20 protein-coding genes are annotated in these 21,270 nt (G+C 37.6%); 18 read left to right on the top strand and 2 right to left on the bottom strand.

The window, feature by feature from the left end:
• Positions 1 to 88: 88 nt before the first annotated feature.
• Positions 89 to 967 carry a hypothetical protein gene (locus tag MKX96_RS13915; protein WP_340884309.1) on the bottom strand — a complete coding sequence of 293 codons (879 nt, stop codon included), beginning with the start codon at positions 965 to 967 and terminating at the stop codon, positions 89 to 91.
• A 202-nt stretch (positions 968 to 1,169) separates the two neighbouring features.
• Between MKX96_RS13915 and MKX96_RS13910 the strand changes: the two genes are divergently transcribed.
• Positions 1,170 to 2,216 (top strand): SepM family pheromone-processing serine protease, encoded by a 1,047-nt coding sequence (locus MKX96_RS13910; RefSeq protein ID WP_340884306.1) that lies wholly within the window; start codon positions 1,170 to 1,172, stop codon positions 2,214 to 2,216.
• Here MKX96_RS13910 and MKX96_RS13905 read toward each other — a convergent pair whose 3' ends face one another.
• Positions 2,217 to 3,431: a nucleotidyltransferase gene (locus MKX96_RS13905; RefSeq protein WP_340884303.1), complete on the bottom strand. Its 1,215-nt coding sequence runs from the start codon at positions 3,429 to 3,431 to the stop codon at positions 2,217 to 2,219. It lies immediately after the preceding gene.
• Positions 3,432 to 3,632: 201 nt separating this feature from the next.
• Between MKX96_RS13905 and MKX96_RS13900 the strand changes: the two genes are divergently transcribed.
• The 17 genes from MKX96_RS13900 (at position 3,633) to murD (ending at position 21,234) form a co-directional block, all read left to right on the top strand.
• Positions 3,633 to 4,172: a YceD family protein gene (locus tag MKX96_RS13900; protein ID WP_298471936.1), complete on the top strand. Its 540-nt coding sequence runs from the start codon at positions 3,633 to 3,635 to the stop codon at positions 4,170 to 4,172.
• 24 nt (positions 4,173 to 4,196) lie between these two features.
• Positions 4,197 to 4,370, top strand: coding sequence for a 50S ribosomal protein L32 (gene rpmF, locus MKX96_RS13895; RefSeq protein ID WP_144537945.1), 174 nt, complete (start codon positions 4,197 to 4,199; stop codon positions 4,368 to 4,370).
• Between the two features lie 88 nt (positions 4,371 to 4,458).
• A complete protein-coding gene (locus MKX96_RS13890; RefSeq protein WP_340884300.1) occupies positions 4,459 to 5,220 on the top strand; it encodes an enoyl-CoA hydratase/isomerase family protein in 762 nt (253 codons plus the stop codon).
• A 59-nt stretch (positions 5,221 to 5,279) separates the two neighbouring features.
• Positions 5,280 to 5,681 (top strand): hypothetical protein, encoded by a 402-nt coding sequence (locus MKX96_RS13885; RefSeq protein WP_169358970.1) that lies wholly within the window; start codon positions 5,280 to 5,282, stop codon positions 5,679 to 5,681.
• Positions 5,682 to 5,906: 225 nt separating this feature from the next.
• Positions 5,907 to 7,268 (top strand): acetyl-CoA carboxylase biotin carboxylase subunit, encoded by a 1,362-nt coding sequence (locus MKX96_RS13880; RefSeq protein WP_340884297.1) that lies wholly within the window; start codon positions 5,907 to 5,909, stop codon positions 7,266 to 7,268.
• On the top strand, positions 7,265 to 7,477 hold the full coding sequence (locus MKX96_RS13875) for an acetyl-CoA carboxylase biotin carboxyl carrier protein subunit (protein ID WP_169358972.1): 213 nt from the start codon (positions 7,265 to 7,267) through the stop codon (positions 7,475 to 7,477). Before MKX96_RS13880 ends, MKX96_RS13875 begins: the two co-directional genes overlap by 4 nt.
• Before the next feature lie 202 nt (positions 7,478 to 7,679).
• Entirely contained in the window at positions 7,680 to 9,221 is a 1,542-nt protein-coding gene (locus tag MKX96_RS13870) for an acyl-CoA carboxylase subunit beta (RefSeq protein WP_340884292.1), read from the top strand.
• Between the two features lie 133 nt (positions 9,222 to 9,354).
• Positions 9,355 to 10,230, top strand: coding sequence for a ketopantoate reductase family protein (locus MKX96_RS13865; protein WP_340884290.1), 876 nt, complete (start codon positions 9,355 to 9,357; stop codon positions 10,228 to 10,230).
• 1 nt (position 10,231) lies between these two features.
• The gene (locus tag MKX96_RS13860) at positions 10,232 to 10,609 is read left to right on the top strand and encodes a DUF3397 domain-containing protein (protein WP_340884289.1); all 378 of its coding nucleotides are present in this window, start codon (positions 10,232 to 10,234) and stop codon (positions 10,607 to 10,609) included.
• Between the two features lie 66 nt (positions 10,610 to 10,675).
• Positions 10,676 to 12,292 carry a bacillithiol biosynthesis cysteine-adding enzyme BshC gene (gene bshC / locus MKX96_RS13855; RefSeq protein WP_340884287.1) on the top strand — a complete coding sequence of 539 codons (1,617 nt, stop codon included), beginning with the start codon at positions 10,676 to 10,678 and terminating at the stop codon, positions 12,290 to 12,292.
• 616 nt (positions 12,293 to 12,908) lie between these two features.
• Positions 12,909 to 13,340: a division/cell wall cluster transcriptional repressor MraZ gene (mraZ, locus tag MKX96_RS13850; protein WP_340884285.1), complete on the top strand. Its 432-nt coding sequence runs from the start codon at positions 12,909 to 12,911 to the stop codon at positions 13,338 to 13,340.
• A 17-nt stretch (positions 13,341 to 13,357) separates the two neighbouring features.
• Entirely contained in the window at positions 13,358 to 14,308 is a 951-nt protein-coding gene (gene rsmH / locus MKX96_RS13845) for a 16S rRNA (cytosine(1402)-N(4))-methyltransferase RsmH (RefSeq protein ID WP_298471949.1), read from the top strand.
• Positions 14,309 to 14,683 carry a cell division protein FtsL gene (gene ftsL, locus MKX96_RS13840; protein ID WP_340884281.1) on the top strand — a complete coding sequence of 125 codons (375 nt, stop codon included), beginning with the start codon at positions 14,309 to 14,311 and terminating at the stop codon, positions 14,681 to 14,683.
• Positions 14,684 to 14,718: 35 nt separating this feature from the next.
• Positions 14,719 to 16,881 carry a penicillin-binding transpeptidase domain-containing protein gene (locus MKX96_RS13835; RefSeq protein WP_340884280.1) on the top strand — a complete coding sequence of 721 codons (2,163 nt, stop codon included), beginning with the start codon at positions 14,719 to 14,721 and terminating at the stop codon, positions 16,879 to 16,881.
• A gap of 102 nt (positions 16,882 to 16,983) precedes the next feature.
• A complete protein-coding gene (locus tag MKX96_RS13830) occupies positions 16,984 to 18,849 on the top strand; it encodes a penicillin-binding transpeptidase domain-containing protein (RefSeq protein ID WP_340884278.1) in 1,866 nt (621 codons plus the stop codon).
• Between the two features lie 53 nt (positions 18,850 to 18,902).
• Positions 18,903 to 19,874: a phospho-N-acetylmuramoyl-pentapeptide-transferase gene (mraY, locus tag MKX96_RS13825; RefSeq protein WP_340884275.1), complete on the top strand. Its 972-nt coding sequence runs from the start codon at positions 18,903 to 18,905 to the stop codon at positions 19,872 to 19,874.
• A 1-nt stretch (position 19,875) separates the two neighbouring features.
• Positions 19,876 to 21,234: a UDP-N-acetylmuramoyl-L-alanine--D-glutamate ligase gene (murD, locus tag MKX96_RS13820; protein WP_340884272.1), complete on the top strand. Its 1,359-nt coding sequence runs from the start codon at positions 19,876 to 19,878 to the stop codon at positions 21,232 to 21,234.
• Positions 21,235 to 21,270: the final 36 nt, after the last annotated feature.

Genomic DNA, 21,270 nt, shown 5'->3' with positions numbered 1-21,270 from the left:
CTTGCCCTTGGGCAAGGTTATTTTTTACCTCCGATCAATATATGACAGAAGTGTTACTGGTGCCTGGCACCAGTAACATTTCTGTCATTTAGCCAAGTATGAAAAATAGTGGAATGATGAGCATGTTGAGCAAGCGGAACATGAGGTATTTCCGAATGGGTATGCCTGCTTTTTGAGCAAGAACTATTATTTGCATATGAATACTTAAACCGCTAAAAGCAATAATAAGAGCAATGGTAAAAGGAAGGTAGTAAGATCCTGATAGTATCTGTCCAGCAAGGCTAATCCCACCTGTCATTTCAAAAAGTGAGGATACAAAAACTAGGACAGTTGGTGAAATAGATGGGATGATTTCTTTTAATGATTCAAAAACGATATAGCTGATTGTAGTAAAAAAGATAACGGTCGTCCCAATAAGTAAAAGGATTTGATAGGTTTCTTTTATGCTCTCTTGGAAGGGAGAGGTGTTAGCTTCTTTTTTGTATGTATTCATTTGAATAGGCTTGGAGAAAATAATGAATACTAGTAGGAATATAAGGTTGACTACATGAATGATGATTAACAATTTAAGCCCCGCTATTTCTGCGTTAAATATTTCAATTCCCACAAATCCAATAACAAACATTGGGCTAGGTGCGTGGCAAATAGCTAATAGCCAGCTTGCATTCCGGGCGTTCAAGGTGCCTATCTCCTTTAAGGAGGATATAATGGCTGCTCCACTAGGGAAGCCACCAAGTGCTGTCAGGAGGTAAATATTAAAATAAAGTTTAAATTTGTTATTGGTAGTTAAAAATTTTTTCTGAGTGCGAATAAACATTTGAGTAATCACCAAATAAGGTAATAGGTAAGGCATGAGAGAAGTTGTGAAGATACGCATCCCTTCTAATGCACCTTTATGTGAAACTCCGGGCTGTAAAAATAAGAGAATAATAAGTGCCCAACTGCCAACTGTAACAATAATATGCATTATGCGTCATTCCTTATCTCTTAAAGGAAAACAGTTTTTCCTCAAAGTGTAGTTTTTGTAAGATTTCTTTCTTAATCAGAGTTATTCAATCTTTTAAATCTTCCAGAGTTAGCAATATTTTCTTAATATGTTTTGTCAGTCAAAATTGGAAGTGATAAACTTATATTTATATTTAATTATTTATGAAAGAGAGGGATAACTTATGAAGAAGATAAAACCAATAGTCCTTCTTTTTATTGTTGTAATTATTTTGGCTTTAGGCTTCTATCCAATGGAATCCTACATTTCAAGACCAGGGGGAGCTTATGAGCTTTCACCATTGGTACATGTTGAGAATGGAGATGAGGATGACGAGGGTACATTAAGTCTTCTAACTATTGCTCTATCAAAGGCGACTCCTCTCACGTATGCATATGCGAAAGTAACAGATAGTCAAAAGATTTATCCTGCCGATCAAATTCGCCAAGAGGACGAAGATGAAGAGGAATATAATGTACGTCAATTAAAGCTTATGTCTGATTCTCAGTTTAATGCTATTACGGTGGCTTTCGATCGAGCGAAAAAACCATACACCGTTATCAATCACGGAATATTTATTTTTAATGTAGTGGATGGAGGAGGCGCTCACAATATTCTGAAACCAGGAGACAAAATTTTAGAAATGGATAATTTGTCTGATCTGACTGGAGATGTGATTGCCAAGTACTTAGCAGATAAAAAAGAGGGCGATACCGTTCGTTTAAAGGTCGAGCGGGAAGAAAAGGTGCTTACTAAAGAGGTAACCCTTAAATCGGTCCCAGGGGTCCTTGAAAAGGCTGGTATTGGTATTTCCTATACTGAAAACAAGGTAGTAGAAACCACCCCGTCTGTAGAGATTAAATCCGAAGATATTGGGGGTCCATCGGCAGGTCTAATGTTTACCCTTGAGTTATTAAACCAACTGCTTCCAGAGGACATAACAAAAGGCTACAATATTGCTGGGACTGGAGAGATGCTACAAGATGGTACTGTAGGAAGGATAGGCGGAATTGACTTAAAAGTAATTGCTGCAGATAAAAAAGGGGTAGATTTCATGTTTGCACCCGACGATGATATACCTGAAGAAATTGTTGCTAAAAACCCAGATCTTACCTCTAACTATGAAGAAGCGTTAAAAACGGCAAAAAAAATTGGCACAAAGATGAAAATTGTGCCAGTGAAAACCATTGACGATGCATTGGAATATTTAGATAACCTAGAACCTAAATGATTAAATTCTAATTGGTATCTTTCTATATTCGCTTCCAACCATGGATGAACCAAATTTAGTTTGAAGTCCTAAATAATATAGATTTGCGGCCTTAATATCAAGCTGCAGTAGTATATTATCCTTGCTTGCAGCCACCCTACTAACTAGAGGGAGCTGCAAGTCTTTTTTTATGGATTGGAGATATGTCTGTCCTTTTTGACTCATTGCAAGTGGTCGGATGTAGGTAGGGTACTCAATAGATCTTAAATCTTCCCATGTAAATGCATTATAAATATGGGTCAACATTCTTTGTATTCTTGTCCAGGTAAATCGTTTGGATTTTATTTGCTCCATAAATGGGAAGAAACTGTCATGCTTTGCAGCAGCGTTCCAAATAGCGTTTTCAATGCCTTCCGTCACCTCTGCATACTTTGCGATGCTATGTTTATCCTGGCGCAAAATTATTAGGCGCAAAATAGGATAAAAACGCTCCCAGCTACCGAAGCTTTCTGCCTGCTCTATCCATTTGGTTAGACCCATGAGACTTGTGTCGGGTAAATATGGATGAATTTTAGATAGCTCTTTTTCTTCGAAGAGTACCTTTCTAATTCCAGTGGCGCTCGCAATCGATTCTGTTTTTTTAGCATCATCGTGATAGTTAGCTACAATGCGTTGAATCGTAGTTGGCTTAATGGATGAATTTATTTGACGTGCAGCCTCTATGTAATGATAGCCTAAGATGTTATTCGGTTTAGACAGATCCACTAGAGGTTCAGTTGCTTCATTTGCCAATAAATGATATGCCTCGTTCAGTGCTTTTGGATAACTAATCCCTTTTTTTATAAATTGGGAGATAGCCTCGTTATATTCGTTCTTTTTGGAGGTTAACAACTTAACTGTATGATTAAAAGACTCTATTGACCCTTCCTCACTTCCAAAACAAAAGCTTTCGCATTTTAGTGCATCCAATAAAAAAATAGCTCCCTTAGCAAAATCACTTGCCTGTGCAGTTGCAAATGCATATGGTAACTCTATAACTAAATCGACACCAGCATCTACTGCCATTTTAGCTCTAGTCCATTTGTCTACAAGCGCTGGCTCTCCACGCTGCAAGAAGTTGCCGGACATGACAGCGATTGAAAGTTTGCTATCCGTCTGTTTAGTGGACTGTTGTAAATGGTGTAGATGACCATTATGAAATGGATTGTATTCTACAACAATTCCTGTGGCTTTCATTATAATTAATCCCCCTTAAATTTTCTGATTTTCTAGCTGGTAGTCTTTGCTATCCTTGTTTTGTCTGTTAAATCTGGACCAATCTTAAATACTTTCCTTACTGAAAGTATAATGTTAAAATAAAGTAGTGACAAGAAATTATCTTGACATCTAAAACTAAGCATTATATAATCAACTTTGTTGTCTTGAGGTGATAATCGTATGAAATGGGCAATTAGTCAGCTTTCTAAATATCGTGAGAATGGTCTAGATATAGATGAATTCGTGGAACTCGAAAATGTGAAGAAGCGAAATCAAGACGTTCGAAAGATTTCACCCGTTCATGTAAAAGGGCACTGCACATTTGGTGCAGCGCAAATGACTTGTCATTTTCAGCTTTCTGGAGTTTTAACCTTACCATGTGCACGCACTTGGGAAGACGTAGAATTTCCATTTGAGATTCATTCGGATGAAGTATTCACCTGGTCCGACACTGCACTCGCTTCTGCTAAAGCGTATGATAATTATCATATCGTTGAAGGGGATGTCATTGATGTCGATCCTGTTCTGGAAGAATTAATTCTTTTAGAAATACCATTGCAAGTGTATAAAGAAGGTGCAGACCAATTTAAACACGAGGGTGGGACAGGTTGGAGCTTTACTACGGATGAAGATCTTAAAGAATTGCAAGAAGATGACCAACCAAAATTGGATCCAAGACTTGCTGATTTAGCTAAGTATTTTGATCAAACAGACGAATAATAGATCTGTAAGGAGGTGCCACCAATGGCAGTACCAGCTAGAAGAACTTCTAAAACTGTAAAAAGAAAACGTCGTACACATTTTAAATTATCCGTACCTGGTATGGTTGCTTGTTCAAATTGTGGTGAAATGAAATTGGCTCACCGAGTTTGTAAATCATGCGGTCAATACAAAGGGAAAGAAGTAGTGAGCAAATAATACAGTATTTGTTCCTTAAAAGGCTACCAAAGAGACCATGGCTCTTCGGTAGCCTTTTTCTCTATATTCATTTTAGGAGGTACATACTTTGGCGTACACAATAAAAGAAAAGGATAACATCCTAATATTTGAGATTGATCGACCTGACATACATAATGCTATTAACTTTGATGTTTTGGCTGGATTTAGGCAGCTTGTGACCGAGGTTAATTCAAATAAAGAAATTAAGCTTGTAGTTATCACAGGAGCAGGAGATAAGTCTTTCTGTTCAGGAGGAGATTTATCGGTTTTTCATGAGCTAAAAACGGCAGAGGAATCTTACGCAATGCTAAGCGAGGTAGCTAAAGAACTTTACAAGGTAGCTACTCTAGAGGTACCAACAATCGCTTTAATTAATGGGACCGCAGTTGGTGGGGGATGTGAAATAGCCACATTATGCGATTTCCGACTTGTCAAAAAGGAAGCAAAATGTGGATTTATCCAAGGTAAACTTGCTATAACTAGTGGCTGGGGTGGGGGAACATACCTTTTTGAAAAGGGTATGAGGTATGATAAAGCACTAAAGATGTTAACAGAAGCCACTCCTTATCAATCATCGGAGCTTTTAGAGATGGGTTGGGCTACCGAAGTGTTTGAGGGTGATAAAGTGATTGCTCTACAAGACTTCATCTCCAAAATGATTATTCCCCATTCGACAGTTTTGAAGGCCTACAAAAAACAGATCATACGAAAATGGGAGCAATCTAAATTATTTGAGAGAATAATGGAAGAAGTGAAAGAATGCTCTGTACTTTGGGAAGCAGATGTACACCATGAGGCAGTCAATTCTTTTTTATCAAAAAAGAAATAAAATAGAGTCTATTTATACCCACTTTGCATATATTAATAAAAAAGCAAAGGGTGATTAATGTGAATGTTAAATTGAGAAAAGATAGCTGGACCCTCGACGAAGACAATCTACTAAAAGAGATAGTACTAAAGAAAATCGAACAAGGCCACACCCAAATTTCAGGGTTTCAGGAAGCCAGCGTGTTGTTAGGGCGTTCCAAACAAGCTTGTGCATTTAGATGGAATAAAAATCTTCGCCCACAACTTTTCCCGAAAGAGGATTCCCCGAAGGTAGAAAGTTTCAAGGAGACTGTAAACGATTCCACTTCCCTTCAAAACCATTTGCAACTTGCCATGCAAAGTTATGATGAAATGAAAAATTCCTATGATGAAATAGCTAATGCATATAATTTACTAAAAAGAGATTACGAGGTACTAGTGAACTGGGCCAAACAAGGTGTTCAACACATAGAAAGAAATTAGCAATGAAGTCTCTAAAAAATAGAGACTTTTTTTAATGGGAAATAATTTTATATCAAAATCGTTACAGGTGCCTGGCACCTGTAACGATTTTGTAATTTTTTGTTGGTTATTTGGCCCTAGGTTAGGTAGATGAATTTAATCAATTATTATGTGAAAGTTGAATTCACTTTCAACTTTCGTATAGACTAATAGAGGGGAGAATATTTTGACAAAGGGGAGATACATATGAAAAAACTGTTAATAGCAAATCGGGGAGAAATAGCACGACGTATTATCAAGACATGTAAACGATTAAATATTGAAACGGTAGCAATTTATAGTGAAGCGGACGAACAGCTTCCTTATGTGAAAGAAGCAGATTATGCTTTTCTTATTGGGCCGAGTCAGGTGCAACAGTCTTATTTAAAGGCTGATGACATAATTGAGCTTGCTATACGAGAAGGTGTAGATGCAATTCATCCAGGCTATGGTTTTTTGTCAGAAAATGCAGAGTTTGCTAGAAAAGCAGAGGCGGCTGGAATTACGTTTATTGGCCCTAAAGCGGAAACGATTGAAAAGATGGGAGATAAAATTGAATCCCGTATAACAATGATTAATGCAAACGTGCCTGTGGTACCGGGAACAGAGGATGGGCTTAATTCTTTGGACGAGGCACTTCACGCAGCCAAACAGATTGGCTTCCCAATTATGCTTAAGGCAAGCGCGGGCGGAGGCGGCATCGGCATGATTAAATGTGACGATGAAGCAACCCTTACCAAGCACTTTGAATCGATTAAAACTAGAGCCAAGTCTTATTTTGGTAGTGATATAGTATTTTTAGAAAAATTTATTGAAGACTCTCGTCACATTGAAGTACAAATCTTTGGGGATACAAAAGGAAACATCGTGCATTTGTTCGAACGTAATTGTTCTGTACAAAGAAGAAATCAAAAGGTTCTTGAAGAATCTCCATCTCCAAATTTCCCGGAAGAAGCCAAGAAAAAGCTGTTTGAAGCGGCAGTTAACGCGGCAAAGGCGGTCGATTATGTGAATGCTGGCACGGTAGAATTTATCGTAGACCAAAATCATCAATTTTACTTTTTAGAGATGAATACCCGTTTACAGGTAGAACATCCAGTAACAGAAGCGGTAACAGGCTTTGATTTAGTAGAATGGCAGCTAAAGGTTGCACAAGGTGAGGAGCTGCCAGTTAAGGAGCAAGACAAAATTACAACTAATGGGCACGCGTTTGAATTTAGAATTTACGCGGAGGATCCAAAAACGTTTTTTCCTTCTCCAGGAACAATATCTACTCTTACATGGGGGAATGATTCGGATGTAAGAATAGATGCAGGGTATGAGGAAGGGAATAAAGTGACTCCTTTTTATGATCCAATGATTTCCAAAATAATTATACATGCAGAAAACAGAAGATTAGCAATAGAGAAAGCACAAAAATTATTTTCTTCTGCTAAAATAGAAGGTGTAAGAACTAATATTTCACTATTTGACCAGTTTTTACATGACAGTACTTTTGAAAGTGGAGTATATTCAACATCCGTTTTAGGGGAATGGATGGACAAACAAAGGGAGGAAATTTCAAAATGAAAAATTTAGAATCAACTATGGCAGGTACAGTATTTACGGTTAACGTTGCAGTGGGGGACGAAGTGCAAGAAGGCCAAGTGGTTATGGTACTTGAATCGATGAAAATGGAAATTCCTGTAGAATCTAATGTCGCAGGCAAGGTTCTAGAAATAAAGGCGCAAGTTGGGGACTTCGTAAATGAGGGAGACGTATTAGTAACGTTCGAATAAAAACTCTCCAATACAAAAAACTGTAAGTTGAGTATTTGAAATTCTATTAGAAAATTAAGTAGGTTTAACGAATCGTTCAATAAATGTATCTATCAATTAAAATAATTGTTTAGTATTTTATTCTATCAAGCAATTGTATCAGTCGGAGTGTGCCCTACATACAGGGCTCGGCTGCTGCTACTTGAAACGGGGGTTTTACAAAGTGGGAGAAACAAAGGGGTATAACGATAAGTTAGAAGAAAAATTGTCATCCATTTATGCAGGTGGACATTCAAAGTATCATGAGAAAATGAAGGAGCAGGGGAAGCTGTTTGTTCGTGATCGTTTAAACCTGTTATTTGATAATGGGGAATACGTAGAAGACGGTCGATTTGCAAATGTAGAAGCAGGTGACTTACCCGCTGATGGTGTTGTAACTGCGACTGGAAAAATAAATGGACAAACAGTTTGCGTAATGGCAAATGACTCTACAGTAAAAGCTGGATCATGGGGATTTAGAACGGTTGAAAAAATAATTCGAATCCAAGAAATTGCTGAAAAAAATCGTGTGCCACTATTGTATTTAGTAGACTCTGCTGGGGCACGTATTACAGACCAATTAGCAATGTTCCCTAATCGTCGTGGAGCTGGTAGAATTTTTCACAATCAAGTGAGATTATCCGGTTTTATTCCTCAAATATGTTTGTTATTTGGACCATCAGCTGCAGGAGGGGCGTACATACCGGCATTTTGTGATGTTGTATTTATGGTTGAAGGAAATGCCTCGATGTACCTTGGATCTCCACGTATGGCTGAAAAAGTTATTGGAGAAAAGGTGACGTTAGAGGAAATGGGGGGAGCGCGCATGCACTGTACAGTAAGTGGTGTCGGCGACGTGCTTGTTTCCTCGGAAGAAGAAGCTATAGAAGAAGCGAAGAAGTATTTAAGCTACTTCCCTGCCAATTACACCGAAAAGCCAAAAACGGTTGAACCGAAGCAAACCAAAGAAGGTAGAACGTTAGAGGAAATTATTCCTGAAAACCAAAACGCCCCTTTCGATATGTATGAAGCAATTGATGCATTAATCGATGAAGGTACTTTCTTTGATATTAAAAAACTGTTTGCTCCGGAGCTAATAACAGGATTTGCTCGAATCGAAGGGAAGCCGGTAGGAATAATAGCGAACCAACCGAAGGCAAAAGGTGGAGTCTTGTTCGTAGATTCTGCAGACAAGGCTGCTAAGTTCATCTCTCTTTGTGATGCTTTCTCCATTCCATTATTATTCTTAGCAGATGTTCCGGGCTTCATGATAGGGACTAAAGTGGAAAGGGCAGGTATTATTCGCCATGGAGCTAAGCTTATCGCAGCTATGAGCTCAGCAACTGTACCAAAGCTTTCTGTTATTGTACGAAAAGCTTATGGCGCAGGTCTTTACGCTATGGCTGGACCAGCTTTTGAACCTGATGTGTGTATCGCACTTCCTACCGCTCAAATTGCTGTTATGGGACCTGAGGCAGCGGTAAACGCTGTATATTCCAATAAGATTGAAGCAATCGAGGACCCAAAAGAACGATTGAAATTCGTTCAAGAAAAGCATGCGGAATATAAGGAAGAAATAGATATTTATAAGCTGGCATCTGAAATGATTATCGATGAAATTGTGAAGCCGAGCGATCTGCGTAACGAGCTTGCTAATCGTTTGAGATACTATGAGGACAAAGAAATTGCAATTGCACCTCGAAAACACCCAGTCCTTCCTGTATAATATTTTTAAACTTAGGTCTACCTTAGAGGTAGGCCTTTTTAAAAATTTGACCTAATATAAACGTTTAGTGGACGACTTCCCAAGATGGTAGATTTTTATTCCCCATATAATATTTTTTAGGAGGTGAAGAAGTATGCGAATAGGAATTATAGGAGCTGGAGCAGTAGGAATGCTATTTGGCGCCTATTTATCTAAAGCAGGTCATGACATATCCTTTTTAGTAAGGAATAAGAGCTTAAAAGAACTATACATAAAAACAAACGACATTACTGAACCGATTGAATGTCAGATAGTCAATTCTATAGAAGCACTACATCAAATGGATATAATTATTGTGGCAGTTAAGTATCACGATCTCTCTTCATTAAAAAAAAATTTAGATTCCTTACCAAAAGAAACTCCTCTACTGTTTATACAAAATGGTCTACTACATTTACAGTTTATCGATACTTTAAAACAATCGAATATATTATTAGGTTCTGTTTTACACGGAGCGACCAAAATAAATCCGGAAACGGTACAACACTTAGGAATTGGAACGACTTCAATTGGATTTTATAAAGGAAAGTGGCAGAGTCTTGAACAGCTACTGAAATCTGAGGCAGAGCAATTCCCATTTCAACTTACTGAAAATATTAGACAAATCTTGTTTAAAAAAGCATTACTTAATTGCTTGATAAATCCCTTAACTACCATTGCTCGTGTGCAGAATGGTGAACTAATTAAAAATGAATCATATAAAAAAATATTGCGAAGCCTGTATGAGGAAATTATAGAAGCCTTTGAAGATTGGAACGACTTATTGGCTTGGAAAGAAGTTGTGTCGCTTTGTCAAAATACAGAGTATAACTACTCATCCATGCTTAAGGATTTTCAGAGCAACCGCATGATGGAAGTCGATACTATTGTAGGAGCTATCCTAGCCGAAGCAGAGAGTCGTAAAAAGTCATTGCCCATTCTAAATACTTTTTATTTATTATTAAAAGAAATGAATAAAGTAGGTGATTGATATGATCAGCCTTGTTTCTATCATTGTATTAGTTCCAGCAATTCTATTTATCATTTCTTTTGTGATTGCGAAATATGCCTTTCGCAAAAGAAAAAAATCTATTGGTATAGCTGCAGATATTACTACGTTTTTGTTATTCTTTTCAGTTTCTCATGTGTTTAATGTTATTTTTGAAAAAAAAATAGGATTTATTATAATTATTTTTGCTATTTTTATTGCAACTATTATGACCATTCTAGAATGGAAAATGAAAAAAGAGATAGAAATAAAGCCTCTGCTTCGGAAAGTGTGGAGATTGTTTTTCATCCTACTCTGCTTCATGTACGCTCTTTTATGGATAATCGGAGTAATCCGATATGTTTTAAAGTATATAAGCTAATAATTTTCATCTCTTTCTGATGAAATGATATACTCTAAAAGGATTATATTAAAGAGGTGGAAAATCGTGCGATTAGAGCAATACACACAACCATTTGTTTCCCCATTCTATAAAGCATATTTAGAGGACTCTGCAAGTCTTTCCTCTTTTTTTCATTATGAATGGAACCAAGAGGATTTAAATAAAAGACTTCAAGAAACCGATTACTCAAAACATAAAAGAGTTGAGCTGGCGACCGTAATTACTAGCTATATGGACCAGTTTGGTATTTCTGAGAAAAGTAGAAAACATATAGAGGAATTGAAAGATAACGGCGTGGTTGTGATTGGTGGACAGCAGGCAGGGATACTGACCGGTCCTATGTATTCCATCCATAAAGCCATTTCGGTGATCGTTCTTGCGAAACGTCAAAGAGAAATACAAGGGATACCGATAATTCCTGTATTTTGGATAGCTGGTGAGGATCATGATATCGATGAAATCAACCATGTTTACATAGAGAAAAGCAGAAAGCTCCAAAAGCTCGTCTTCCCTGAAAGATCGAAGTTAAAGAAAATTGCTTCAGAGACAACATTTACGAAAGAAACGATGCTAGCCTATTTAGAAGAGATTTTCAAAAGCTTGCCTGAAACATCCCATACGAAAAAACTATACTCAAAGTTCACCCACTTTGTAGAGGAACATTCCAACTTCACTTCATTTTTTTCGGCAATTATGAACGAATTATTTTATGAAGAAGGACTGCTTATGGTTGATGCAGCCTATAAGCCTCTTCGCCAGTTGGAATCTGACTATTTTGTTCAAATGATTGAACAGTCCTCGGATTTGGCAAGTTTAGTATTCCAAAAGGAACAACAGCTTGACCAACTAGGGTACGGATCTCCAATTCAAGCGAAAGAAACAGCTGCCAATTTGTTTTATGTAGAGGATGGCGAACGTTTTCTTCTAGAAAGAGAGAGCAATTCTTTTGTGCATGAAGCTAAGGGAATATCTTTCACCAAAGAAGAGCTTATTGCGATTGCTAAAGATCAACCTGAGAAACTTAGTAATAACGTTGTTACACGACCATTAATGCAAGAAATGGTTTTTCCGGTATTAAGTTTTATTGGTGGCCCAGGCGAGATAGCTTATTGGGCTACATTAAAAGATGCCTTCCAATTATTTAATATGAAAATGCCGGTTATCACGCCGCGACTTAGTATATCTTTGGTCACTCCTAAGGTGCAATCGCTACTAGATAAGCTGGAATTCTCGATTCCTGATGTTTGGAGTGGAGAGGTTGAGCTTTCAAAAGCTAGGATGATTGAGCAAAATCAAAATAAGGATGTCTCCTTGTTCATCCAGTCAATTAAAGATGATTTAGCAAGTAAGTATGAAGAGCTTGATCAATTATTAAAACGAAACGATATTAAACTTACATCTTTAGTAGAAAAAAACTTGGATTTTCATGCGAAGCAGCTTACCTTCATGGAGAATGCAGTGGAGGATACTATTTTAACTAAGCTAGATTCTTCTATTTATCGATATGACCAATTAATGATTCAGCTTATGCCCAATGGTGGTCTGCAGGAAAGAACTTATTCTCCTATACAATTACTAAACGAAAAAGGACAGAACCTCCTTGAAGAATTACTTCAGGTTCCATATGAATTTAATGGTAAGCACCATGTAGTATCTATATAATGTATCTTGCTCCTCTCCCTTAATGGGAGAGGAGCTTTTCGTTTGTTTAGGAAATTATAAGTTTTGAACCTTTGGATCAATTGATGTCTAGCTCCACCGCCTTGCCCCTCGGGGTCAAATGGATAAAAGCTCCGGTGGCTGAAGAACTGCCTCCTCGCTTTTCTCCATTTGCCTGTCGGGGCAGGGATAGGCGGTTGTGCTTTTCTTGTTTTATTTATATTAGTTGAAATTGATGAAAGGGAAATAATTAAGTCGTTTTTTATAATCCATTGGATGTAAACTATGACTTGTATAATCATATTACAAATCGAAAAATAAGATATTTTAAGATGAATTTGTTTTTTTGTTAATTTTCTCTTCTTTAGAAATATTAAATGTTGTTTATCTATTACATAGTTTGTTAGTTAAATTTAATGTAAATTTAACGAATTATAGGTTTAAGCTTCTGAAAAATGGGTAGCTCTTTTTTCTCCTAAACCCTTGTCATATTTGCTCTAAATGTGTTTTAACAAGTACTAATTACGCATTTTCAAATTTTCTCCACTAATTTACGAAAAAATTGTGGAGGAAAGTGGGGGGATGTGGTATGTTATTGACATAAAGTGGGGTGAGTAGCATGTTCATGGGCGAATACCAGCATAACGTCGATCCTAAAGGGAGAATAATCATACCTTCTAAATTTAGAGAGCATTTGGAGGATTGTTTTGTTTTAACTCGTGGTCTTGATAGTTGCTTATTTGGTTATCCTATGAATGAATGGCGAAAGCTTGAAGAAAAATTAAAAGAACTACCTGTAACTAAAAAAGATGCACGAGCATTTACTCGTTTTTTCTTTTCTGGTGCTACAGAGGTAGAAATTGATAAGCAAGGCCGAATCAATATACCAAGTAATCTTAGAGCATATGCAAAAATGGACAAGGAGTGTATTGTTCTTGGGGTGTCCAACCGTCTGGAAATATGGGCGAAGGAAGCCTGGGAAACATACTTTGAAGACTCTGAGGATTCATTTAACGACATTGCGGAGAATATGATCGGCTTTGATATATAAGAAATGGAGGGAAGAGCTTGTTTCATCATACAACAGTACTACTCCACGAGACGGTAGATGGGCTAGCTATTCGTCCCGATGGAATTTATGTTGACTGCACACTAGGTGGTGCCGGTCACAGCGAATACTTAATCAAACAGCTTAATGAAAATGGTAGGTTAATCTGCTTCGATCAGGATATGACAGCTATCGAAAATGCAAAAGTTAAATTAGCTCCTTACTTGGATCAAGTGACTTTTGTTCACTCCAATTTTCGATATTTAAAAAAATCCTTAAATGATTTAGGTATTGAAAAGGTTGATGGGATTTTGTATGACTTAGGAGTTTCCTCACCTCAGCTAGATACCCCTGAGCGTGGTTTTAGCTATAACTACGATGCTCCTCTTGATATGCGGATGGATCAAACAAGTGAATTAACAGCTTTCCATGTCATCAATGAATGGCCTTATGAAAAATTAGTAAAAATCTTTTTCCGTTATGGAGAAGAGAAGTTTTCCAAGCAAATTGCAAGGAAAATAGAGCAGGCAAGGGAAACTGCACCTATCGAAACTACTTTCCAGTTAGTTGAGTTAATCAAAGCAGGAATTCCGGCTGCAGCAAGAAGGACGGGCGGGCACCCAGCCAAGCGTATTTTTCAAGCAGTCCGTATAGCAGTGAACGATGAGCTGGGAGCAGCTGAGGATTCACTCGAAGATGCAATACAGCTTATAAAGGTGGGAGGACGAGTTAGCGTTATTACTTTCCATTCTTTAGAAGATAGGCTGACAAAGACTATCTTTAAGGAGGCGTCCTCACTACCGGAGTTGCCACCAAACTTGCCAGTTATACCAGCTGGAATGGAACCTATGCTGAAGTTAATAACTAGAAAGCCAATATTACCTTCGAAAGAAGAGCTAGAAGTGAATAACCGTTCAAGATCTGCCAAGCTGCGCATTGTGGAAAAACTAATCGAAAAGGGAAGTGTTTAAATGGCTTTACGTAACTATCAGTCAGAAGAGACATACATAGCTAGGCCTTCTTTTCCAGAGCAACCACCACAGCCAAAGAAGCCGGCAAAAATAAAGAGTAAAATACTATCTAAAGGTGAAAAGTTTTTATTTGTAGGATTATTAATCGTTGTAACTGTGCTTTCGTTAATGATTGTTCAAACTCAAACAGACGTTAGAGCAACTACGAAAGAGATATCTTTACTTGAACAACAAATAGATACTACTTCAAAAGAAAATACTGACTTGTCCATACAAGTACGTGAATTATCTACCTATGATCGAATTTGGAAAAAGGCAGAGGAACTCGGCTTGAAACTAAATGAGCAAAACGTAAAGGTAGTACCAGGACAATGAATAAAAAATTTCGTTTTCAATGGGGAGCCTTTCTAATGTTTTTACTTTATGGAGGGCTCTTTTTTGTATTGCTAAGCCGCTTTGTATTTATTCAGGTTACAGGTACAGCAGAAGGGGAAGTTTTAGCTTCAAAAGCAGACGATAAGTATGGACGTGTTCAAGAAATACCAGCAAATCGAGGCAATATTGTAGATCGTAATGGCGAGATAATTGCAGAAGATACCTTAAGCTATAAGATGATTGCAATTACGAGAGCAGAGGTTTCAGGTAATAGTAAAGTCCCTCGACATGTTGTGGATCCAGAGGATACGGCTAGAATACTGGCAGAATATATTGATATGTCAGAGCAAGAAATTCTAGAGATATTAAATAAAGGTATTGAAAAGGACAAGTATCAAGTCGAGTTTGGCAAAGCTGGAAGAGATATTAGTCATAAAAAAATGTTAGAGATTAAGAGTTTAGAACTTCCTGGAATTCAGTTTAGCCAAGATTTAAAAAGGTTATATCCTAATGGGACATTTGCATCTCATTTAATTGGATTTGCTCTCAAGGAAGAGAACAAGGATGGGGAAGCCATTGCAGTGGGTAAAATGGGACTTGAGTATATTTATGATAAAAAGCTTACTGGTGTGCCAGGTAAAGTAGAATATCATAGTGATACAAAGGGCTTCTTACTTCCGAATGCAAGCAAGATGATCACAGAAGCACAAGATGGCTATGACATTCACCTGACGCTCGACAAAACAATAGAAAACTTTTTAGAAGATGCTATGAATAAAGCAGAAGAAAAGTATAATCCTGAAAAAATGACAGCCATTGTTGCGAATGCTAAAACTGGTGAGATATTAGCAATGTCTCAACGACCGACATTCGAACCGAATACGAGAGAAGGACTTTCGACCAATTGGTTGAATGAAGCCATTGAGCAAACGATAGAACCTGGTTCTACGATGAAAATCTTTACTTTAGCATCTGCTATTGAAGAGGGTGTTTGGAATCCAAATGATCAATTTAAATCAGGCTCCTACAAAGTTTATGATCGTACGATAAGAGATCATAATGTAGTTGGTTGGGGAACGATTTCTTACCTAGAAGGATTCCAAAGATCTTCTAACGTTTCCATGGCCTTTTTACTAAATAAAATAGGTGACGAAACCTTTATAGAATATATTCGTCGTTTTGGTTTTGGGCAGCCCACTGGTATAGACCTTCCAAATGAGGCAAGTGGTATCGTAAACGATAGATATCCTATTAACAGAGTTACTACGACTTATGGACAAGGGGTAACTGTCACACCTATTCAATTAGTTCAAGGAATGACAGCTATCGCAAATGAAGGAACTATGTACCAGCCTTATGTTATTGATAAAATCGTTAATCCTAATACAGGAGAGATTGTCGATGACAATGAACCAGTAGAAAAGAAATCTCCTATTTCAGCAAGCACTGCTAATCAGGTAAAGGAAATTCTGGCAAGCACTGTTACATCGGAGCATGGAACGGCCCAACGCTTTAAGTTGAATGGATATACTTCTGCAGGAAAGACTGGTACTGCTCAAATTCCAAAAGGGGATGGAAGCTACTTTTGGGGAAGACAGCTATTCCTATATTCCTTTTTAGGGATGGCTCCTGTAGAGGATCCTCAATTAATCGTGTATGTTGCTGTTCAGAAACCGAAGATTAAAGATACAGAAGTTGGTTCTCAACCAGTATCTGAAATATTTAATTCTGTTACTGAAAATAGCTTGAAATATTTAAATATAGAACCAGAAAACCTTGAATTATCTAAACCGATAAAAATGCCTGATTTAATTGGTAAAAATGTGTTAGACAGCCAAATGGCGTTAGAAACTCAAGGATTAAAAACTGTTATAATTGGACAGTTGGATCAGGTGTTAGAGCAATATCCTAAGGCTGGCACCTCTGTTATTTCTCAAGGAACTGCTTTTATAAAAGGGAGCGGGGAAATAGTACTTCCGAACTTTGCAGGATGGTCAAAAAGAAATCTTATGATTTATAAGTCACTTTCTGGGTTACCAATTGAAATAATAGGAGATGGCTTTGTGTCGAAGCAAAGTTTAACAGCTGGCTCAGTTGTGACTAGTGATTCACCGATTGTAGTTCAATTGTCCAGCCCAAAGGAAATTGCTGAAAACAGCGTAGAGGAAGAAGAATTGGAAGAACTACCGCAAGACTAGAAGAGTGCTAGAATAGTTAAGGACGTTTTCTCATAAGCTATCTAAAACGGACATAAAGGAGAAAACGTAATATCTAAACTTAAACAAGTAATTCGGCTACGGATGATATGGGTTATTACGCTGCTGTTGTTTCTGGCGGTAGCGGGAAAGCTTATTCAGCTTCAGTTTTTTCAGTTCAGTGAATTGACTACTAAAGCTAAGGAAAGCTGGGACCGAGAGCTGCCTTATGCTTCTGAAAGGGGCAATATTCTTGATCGAAATGGGGAGGTAATAGTTGGTAACAAACTATCTCCTACCCTTTTCTATATGCCTTCCCAAAATAAAGAACCAGAGAAGGTTGCAAAAGAAATTGCACCATTGTTAGAAGTGGAAGAGAGTAAGCTATACGAACAAATTAACAAGAGAGCTTATCTTGTTAAAATTGCTCCAGCAGGGAAGAACATTACGTCTGACTTAGCTATGCAGATTCAAGATAAAAATGTTAAGGGTCTGTATGCTGGTATTGACTATGTCAGAGATTACCCGCATGGTAAAATGCTTTCGAGATTGTTAGGCTTTACCGGATATGATGCCCAGGGGCTTGCTGGAATCGAATATCAATACGATTCTGTCTTGAAGGGCAAAGAATCAGCCATTCGAATGTTTACAGATGCTAAAGGAATTCCACTTCCACATGTTGATGACAGTTGGAAAAATGGACAAAATGGTAACCATGTCCAATTAACAATCGATATGAAAATTCAAACCGTAGTAGAGAGAGAATTGTCACAAGCAATGGATAAATATGAGGCAACGCAAGGCATTGCGATCGTAATGAATCCTAATAATGGAGAGATACTAGCATTAGCTTCGGCTCCAAATTTTGACCCTTCTTCTTATCAAGAAGTTGATTCTACTATTTACAATCGTAACTTACCAGTTTGGATGACATTCGAACCTGGATCCACGTTTAAAATTATTACGCTTAGCGCAGCACTCGAAGAAAATGTTGTTAACTTAGATAATGACCATTTTCATGATGCTGGGTACACAATTGTAGAAGGAGCAAGACTGCGATGCTGGAAACGACAAGGGCATGGTAGCCAAACGTTTCTGGAAGTTGTAGAAAATTCCTGTAACCCGGGATTTATAGAATTAGGCAGGAGAGTTGGACCTGACAAACTTTCAGAGTACATAAAGAAGTTTGGATTTGGTCAATCCACAGGTTCTGGAATGGCTGGAGAATCTTCGGGCATTCTATTTAGTAAAGATGCTTATGGACCAGTTGAACATGCAACCACTTCATTTGGCCAAGGTATTTCTGTCACACCGATTCAACAAGTTCAAGCAGTAGCAGCGGCTATTAACGGCGGCTATTTGTATAAGCCTTATATTGTAAAGAACATTGTGGACGGAGAAACAAATAAAATTCTATCTACAGCAGAACCAGAAATGAAAACGCAAGTAGTATCAGAAGAAACTTCTCAAAAAGTACGTGAGGCACTTGAACACGTGGTTGCTCATGGCTCCGGTAGAAACGCCTATAGAGACCAATTACGGATAGGTGGAAAAACTGGGACTGCACAAAAGGTTCAGAACGGCCGATATATGGATGGAGAGTACATTGTTTCTTTCATCGGCTTTGCTCCTGCGGATAAACCAGAACTTATAGTATATGTAGCAATTGATAATCCAAAGCATAGTACTCAGTTTGGTGGAGTAATTGCCGCACCGATAGTAGGTCAAATTATTGAAGATTCACTTGAGGTTACAGGTGGAGGTAAACAATTAGAGAAAGATTATAGATGGGGAGATGTTCAAACCGTCCGCGTCCCAAATCTTGTAGGAACTAAAAGAAAAGAAATTACATCGTACATGTATCCGTTTCAAATTGTTTGGCACGGCGATGGAGATGAAATCTTAACTCAATTACCGAAAGAAAACAGTCTTATTCCGTTAGATGGGACTATACATGTTTACACAAAATAAAAATAACTATAGTACATTCATGATTAGTTGTGCGTATTTAAGGAGATTTTTTTATGACATTGTCTACAACGTTAATTACACTTATTGCTAGTTTTTTAGTATCTGTTATACTTGCCCCGATTATTATCCCCTATTTAAGAAGGATGAAATTTGGGCAAAGTATAAGAGAAGAGGGGCCAGAATCCCATCAGAAAAAAGCTGGAACACCTACCATGGGTGGTTTAATATTTTTAACCTCAATCATTGTGACAACACTTGCTATTTCGTTTATATTTGACAAGCTTACGACACAGTCAATCGTATTGTTGTTAGTATTAGTGGGCTTTGGGTTAATTGGGTTCTTGGATGATTTTATAAAAGTAGTTTTAAAGAGAAATCTAGGCTTAACTTCTCTACAAAAACTAATCGGACAAATAATTATTGCGATTATTGCCTTTTTCTTGTTAAAGCTAGGTCCATTTGATACTTCAATCTCCATTCCATGGACTGAAATTACGCTTTCTCTAGGTCAGTTCTATGTTGCCTTTTTAGTGTTTTGGCTAGTTGGCTTCTCCAATGCAGTAAACCTATCAGATGGGTTAGATGGTCTTGTATCTGGTACAGCATCAGTATCCTTCGCTACTTTTGGAGTGCTTGCTTTAATATACGAACAAACGGATATTGCAATTTTTGCCTTTAGTGTTGCTGGAGCCTTGTTAGGTTTTCTATTGTTCAATAAAAATCCCGCTCAAGTTTTTATGGGAGACACTGGATCACTAGCTTTAGGTGGAGCACTAGCTATGGTTTCAATTCTTGTTCAACAAGAAGTGCTTCTATTGATCGTTGGGATTATCTTTGTAATAGAAACATTATCGGTTATATTACAGGTCATTAGCTTTAAAACTACTGGTAAGAGAATATTTAAAATGAGTCCGATTCACCATCATTTTGAACTTTCTGGCTGGAGTGAACGTAAAGTTGTCACCGTATTTTGGGCTATTAACTTTGCGGCTGCAATGTTTGTAGTGATTATGGAGGTTATGTAAATTGAAACAGCTACCTTTTGTATATCATAAAAAAATACTTGTTTTAGGCTTAGCCAAAAGCGGTACAGTTGCTGCTGAGCTCTTGCATGACTTAGGAGCATTTGTCACAGTTAATGATTCCAAGCCATTTGAGCAAAATGAAAATGCTCAATATCTTTTGACCAAAGGATTGACAGTCATTTGCGGTAGTCATCCAGAAGACTTGTTGGATGAAGGGTTTAATTTAATCGTAAAAAATCCTGGAATTCCTTATACGAATAGTGTAGTTGCAGAAGCTATTAAAAGAGGTATTCCTGTATGGACAGAAGTAGAGCTTGCGTATCGTATTAGTGATGCTCCCATGATTGGAATTACGGGGTCAAATGGTAAAACTACTACAACGACCCTTATATACGAAATGTTGAATCATGCTTCTAAGCAACCATTGATTGCGGGTAATATAGGAACTGTTGCCTCTGGGGTCGCAGAAAAGGCGACTGCAGACAATACAATTGTTATGGAGTTGTCCTCCTTTCAGTTGATGGGAACTGAACAATTAAAACCTAAAATTTCAGTTTTAATGAATTTATATGAGGCTCACTTGGACTATCATAAGGATTATCAAGAATATACAGACGCAAAATTTAATATTACCAAAATGCAGGATGAAAATGATTGGTTTGTCTATAATGCAGAGCAACAGTTAGTTCAAGATTATGCTGATAAAAGCCAAGCACAAAAGGTTCCTTTTTATGTCAGCAAAAAGACAGCCAACGGTATAAGTGCCGACGATCAATTTGTATATTGGAATGGTGAACAACTTTTTGAACGCTCCATTATTGCACTACGAGGTAAGCATAACTTGGAAAATGTATTAGCTGCAACTGCTGTAGCTATTTTGTCAGACTGCTCGCTAGAAAGTATTAAATTTGTATTACAAACCTTCCAAGGTGTAAGGCATCGCACACAGTTTGTGTTAGAGTCAGATGGACGTAAGTTCTACAATGATTCTAAAGCTACGAATACGCTGGCTACCAAAAGTGCGTTAGAAGGGTTTACTGAGCCTGTCGTGTGGATAGCGGGTGGAGTCGATCGAGGGCATTCGTTTGATCAGCTTATTCCTTATTTACCTAATGTGAGAGCACTTGTACACTATGGTGAAACAGCGGAAAGACTTCAGAAATTTGGAGAAGAGAACCATATACCCTTCGTGAAAAGAGTCTCTAATTTAGAGGAAGCCACCCGTTTAGCTGTGGAGGTATCAGAAAAAGGAGACATTATTCTTCTTTCTCCCGCTTGTGCAAGCTGGGATCAATATGAGAGCTTTGAAATTCGAGGGGATGAATTCATCAAGGTTGTTGAATCTTTAACGAATAATTGAAAGGATGAAATAATCGAAAGATAAACGTAAGTTACT

This window comes from Psychrobacillus sp. FSL W7-1493, from assembly GCF_038004905.1.
Lineage (GTDB): Bacteria > Bacillota > Bacilli > Bacillales_A > Planococcaceae > Psychrobacillus.
Note: the sequence above shows the minus strand (reverse complement) of the source record. Positions and strands in the feature narration are given on the sequence as shown.

What these genes read in the sequence shown, in the direction of transcription:
- MKX96_RS13880 (WP_340884297.1), top strand. Translation starts at nt 5,907, where the DNA reads ATGAAAAAACTGTTAATAGCAAATCGGGGAGAAATAGCACGACGTATT.
- MKX96_RS13835 (WP_340884280.1), top strand. Translation starts at nt 14,719, where the DNA reads ATGTTTTTACTTTATGGAGGGCTCTTTTTTGTATTGCTAAGCCGCTTT.
- MKX96_RS13905 (WP_340884303.1), bottom strand. Translation starts at nt 3,431, where the DNA reads ATGAAAGCCACAGGAATTGTTGTAGAATACAATCCATTTCATAATGGT.
- MKX96_RS13830 (WP_340884278.1), top strand. Translation starts at nt 16,984, where the DNA reads ATGATATGGGTTATTACGCTGCTGTTGTTTCTGGCGGTAGCGGGAAAG.
- ftsL (WP_340884281.1), top strand. Translation starts at nt 14,309, where the DNA reads ATGGCTTTACGTAACTATCAGTCAGAAGAGACATACATAGCTAGGCCT.
- MKX96_RS13875 (WP_169358972.1), top strand. Translation starts at nt 7,265, where the DNA reads ATGAAAAATTTAGAATCAACTATGGCAGGTACAGTATTTACGGTTAAC.
- MKX96_RS13910 (WP_340884306.1), top strand. Translation starts at nt 1,170, where the DNA reads ATGAAGAAGATAAAACCAATAGTCCTTCTTTTTATTGTTGTAATTATT.
- MKX96_RS13865 (WP_340884290.1), top strand. Translation starts at nt 9,355, where the DNA reads ATGCGAATAGGAATTATAGGAGCTGGAGCAGTAGGAATGCTATTTGGC.
- MKX96_RS13900 (WP_298471936.1), top strand. Translation starts at nt 3,633, where the DNA reads ATGAAATGGGCAATTAGTCAGCTTTCTAAATATCGTGAGAATGGTCTA.
- MKX96_RS13860 (WP_340884289.1), top strand. Translation starts at nt 10,232, where the DNA reads ATGATCAGCCTTGTTTCTATCATTGTATTAGTTCCAGCAATTCTATTT.
- rpmF (WP_144537945.1), top strand. Translation starts at nt 4,197, where the DNA reads ATGGCAGTACCAGCTAGAAGAACTTCTAAAACTGTAAAAAGAAAACGT.
- mraY (WP_340884275.1), top strand. Translation starts at nt 18,903, where the DNA reads ATGACATTGTCTACAACGTTAATTACACTTATTGCTAGTTTTTTAGTA.
- MKX96_RS13915 (WP_340884309.1), bottom strand. Translation starts at nt 967, where the DNA reads ATGCATATTATTGTTACAGTTGGCAGTTGGGCACTTATTATTCTCTTA.
- mraZ (WP_340884285.1), top strand. Translation starts at nt 12,909, where the DNA reads ATGTTCATGGGCGAATACCAGCATAACGTCGATCCTAAAGGGAGAATA.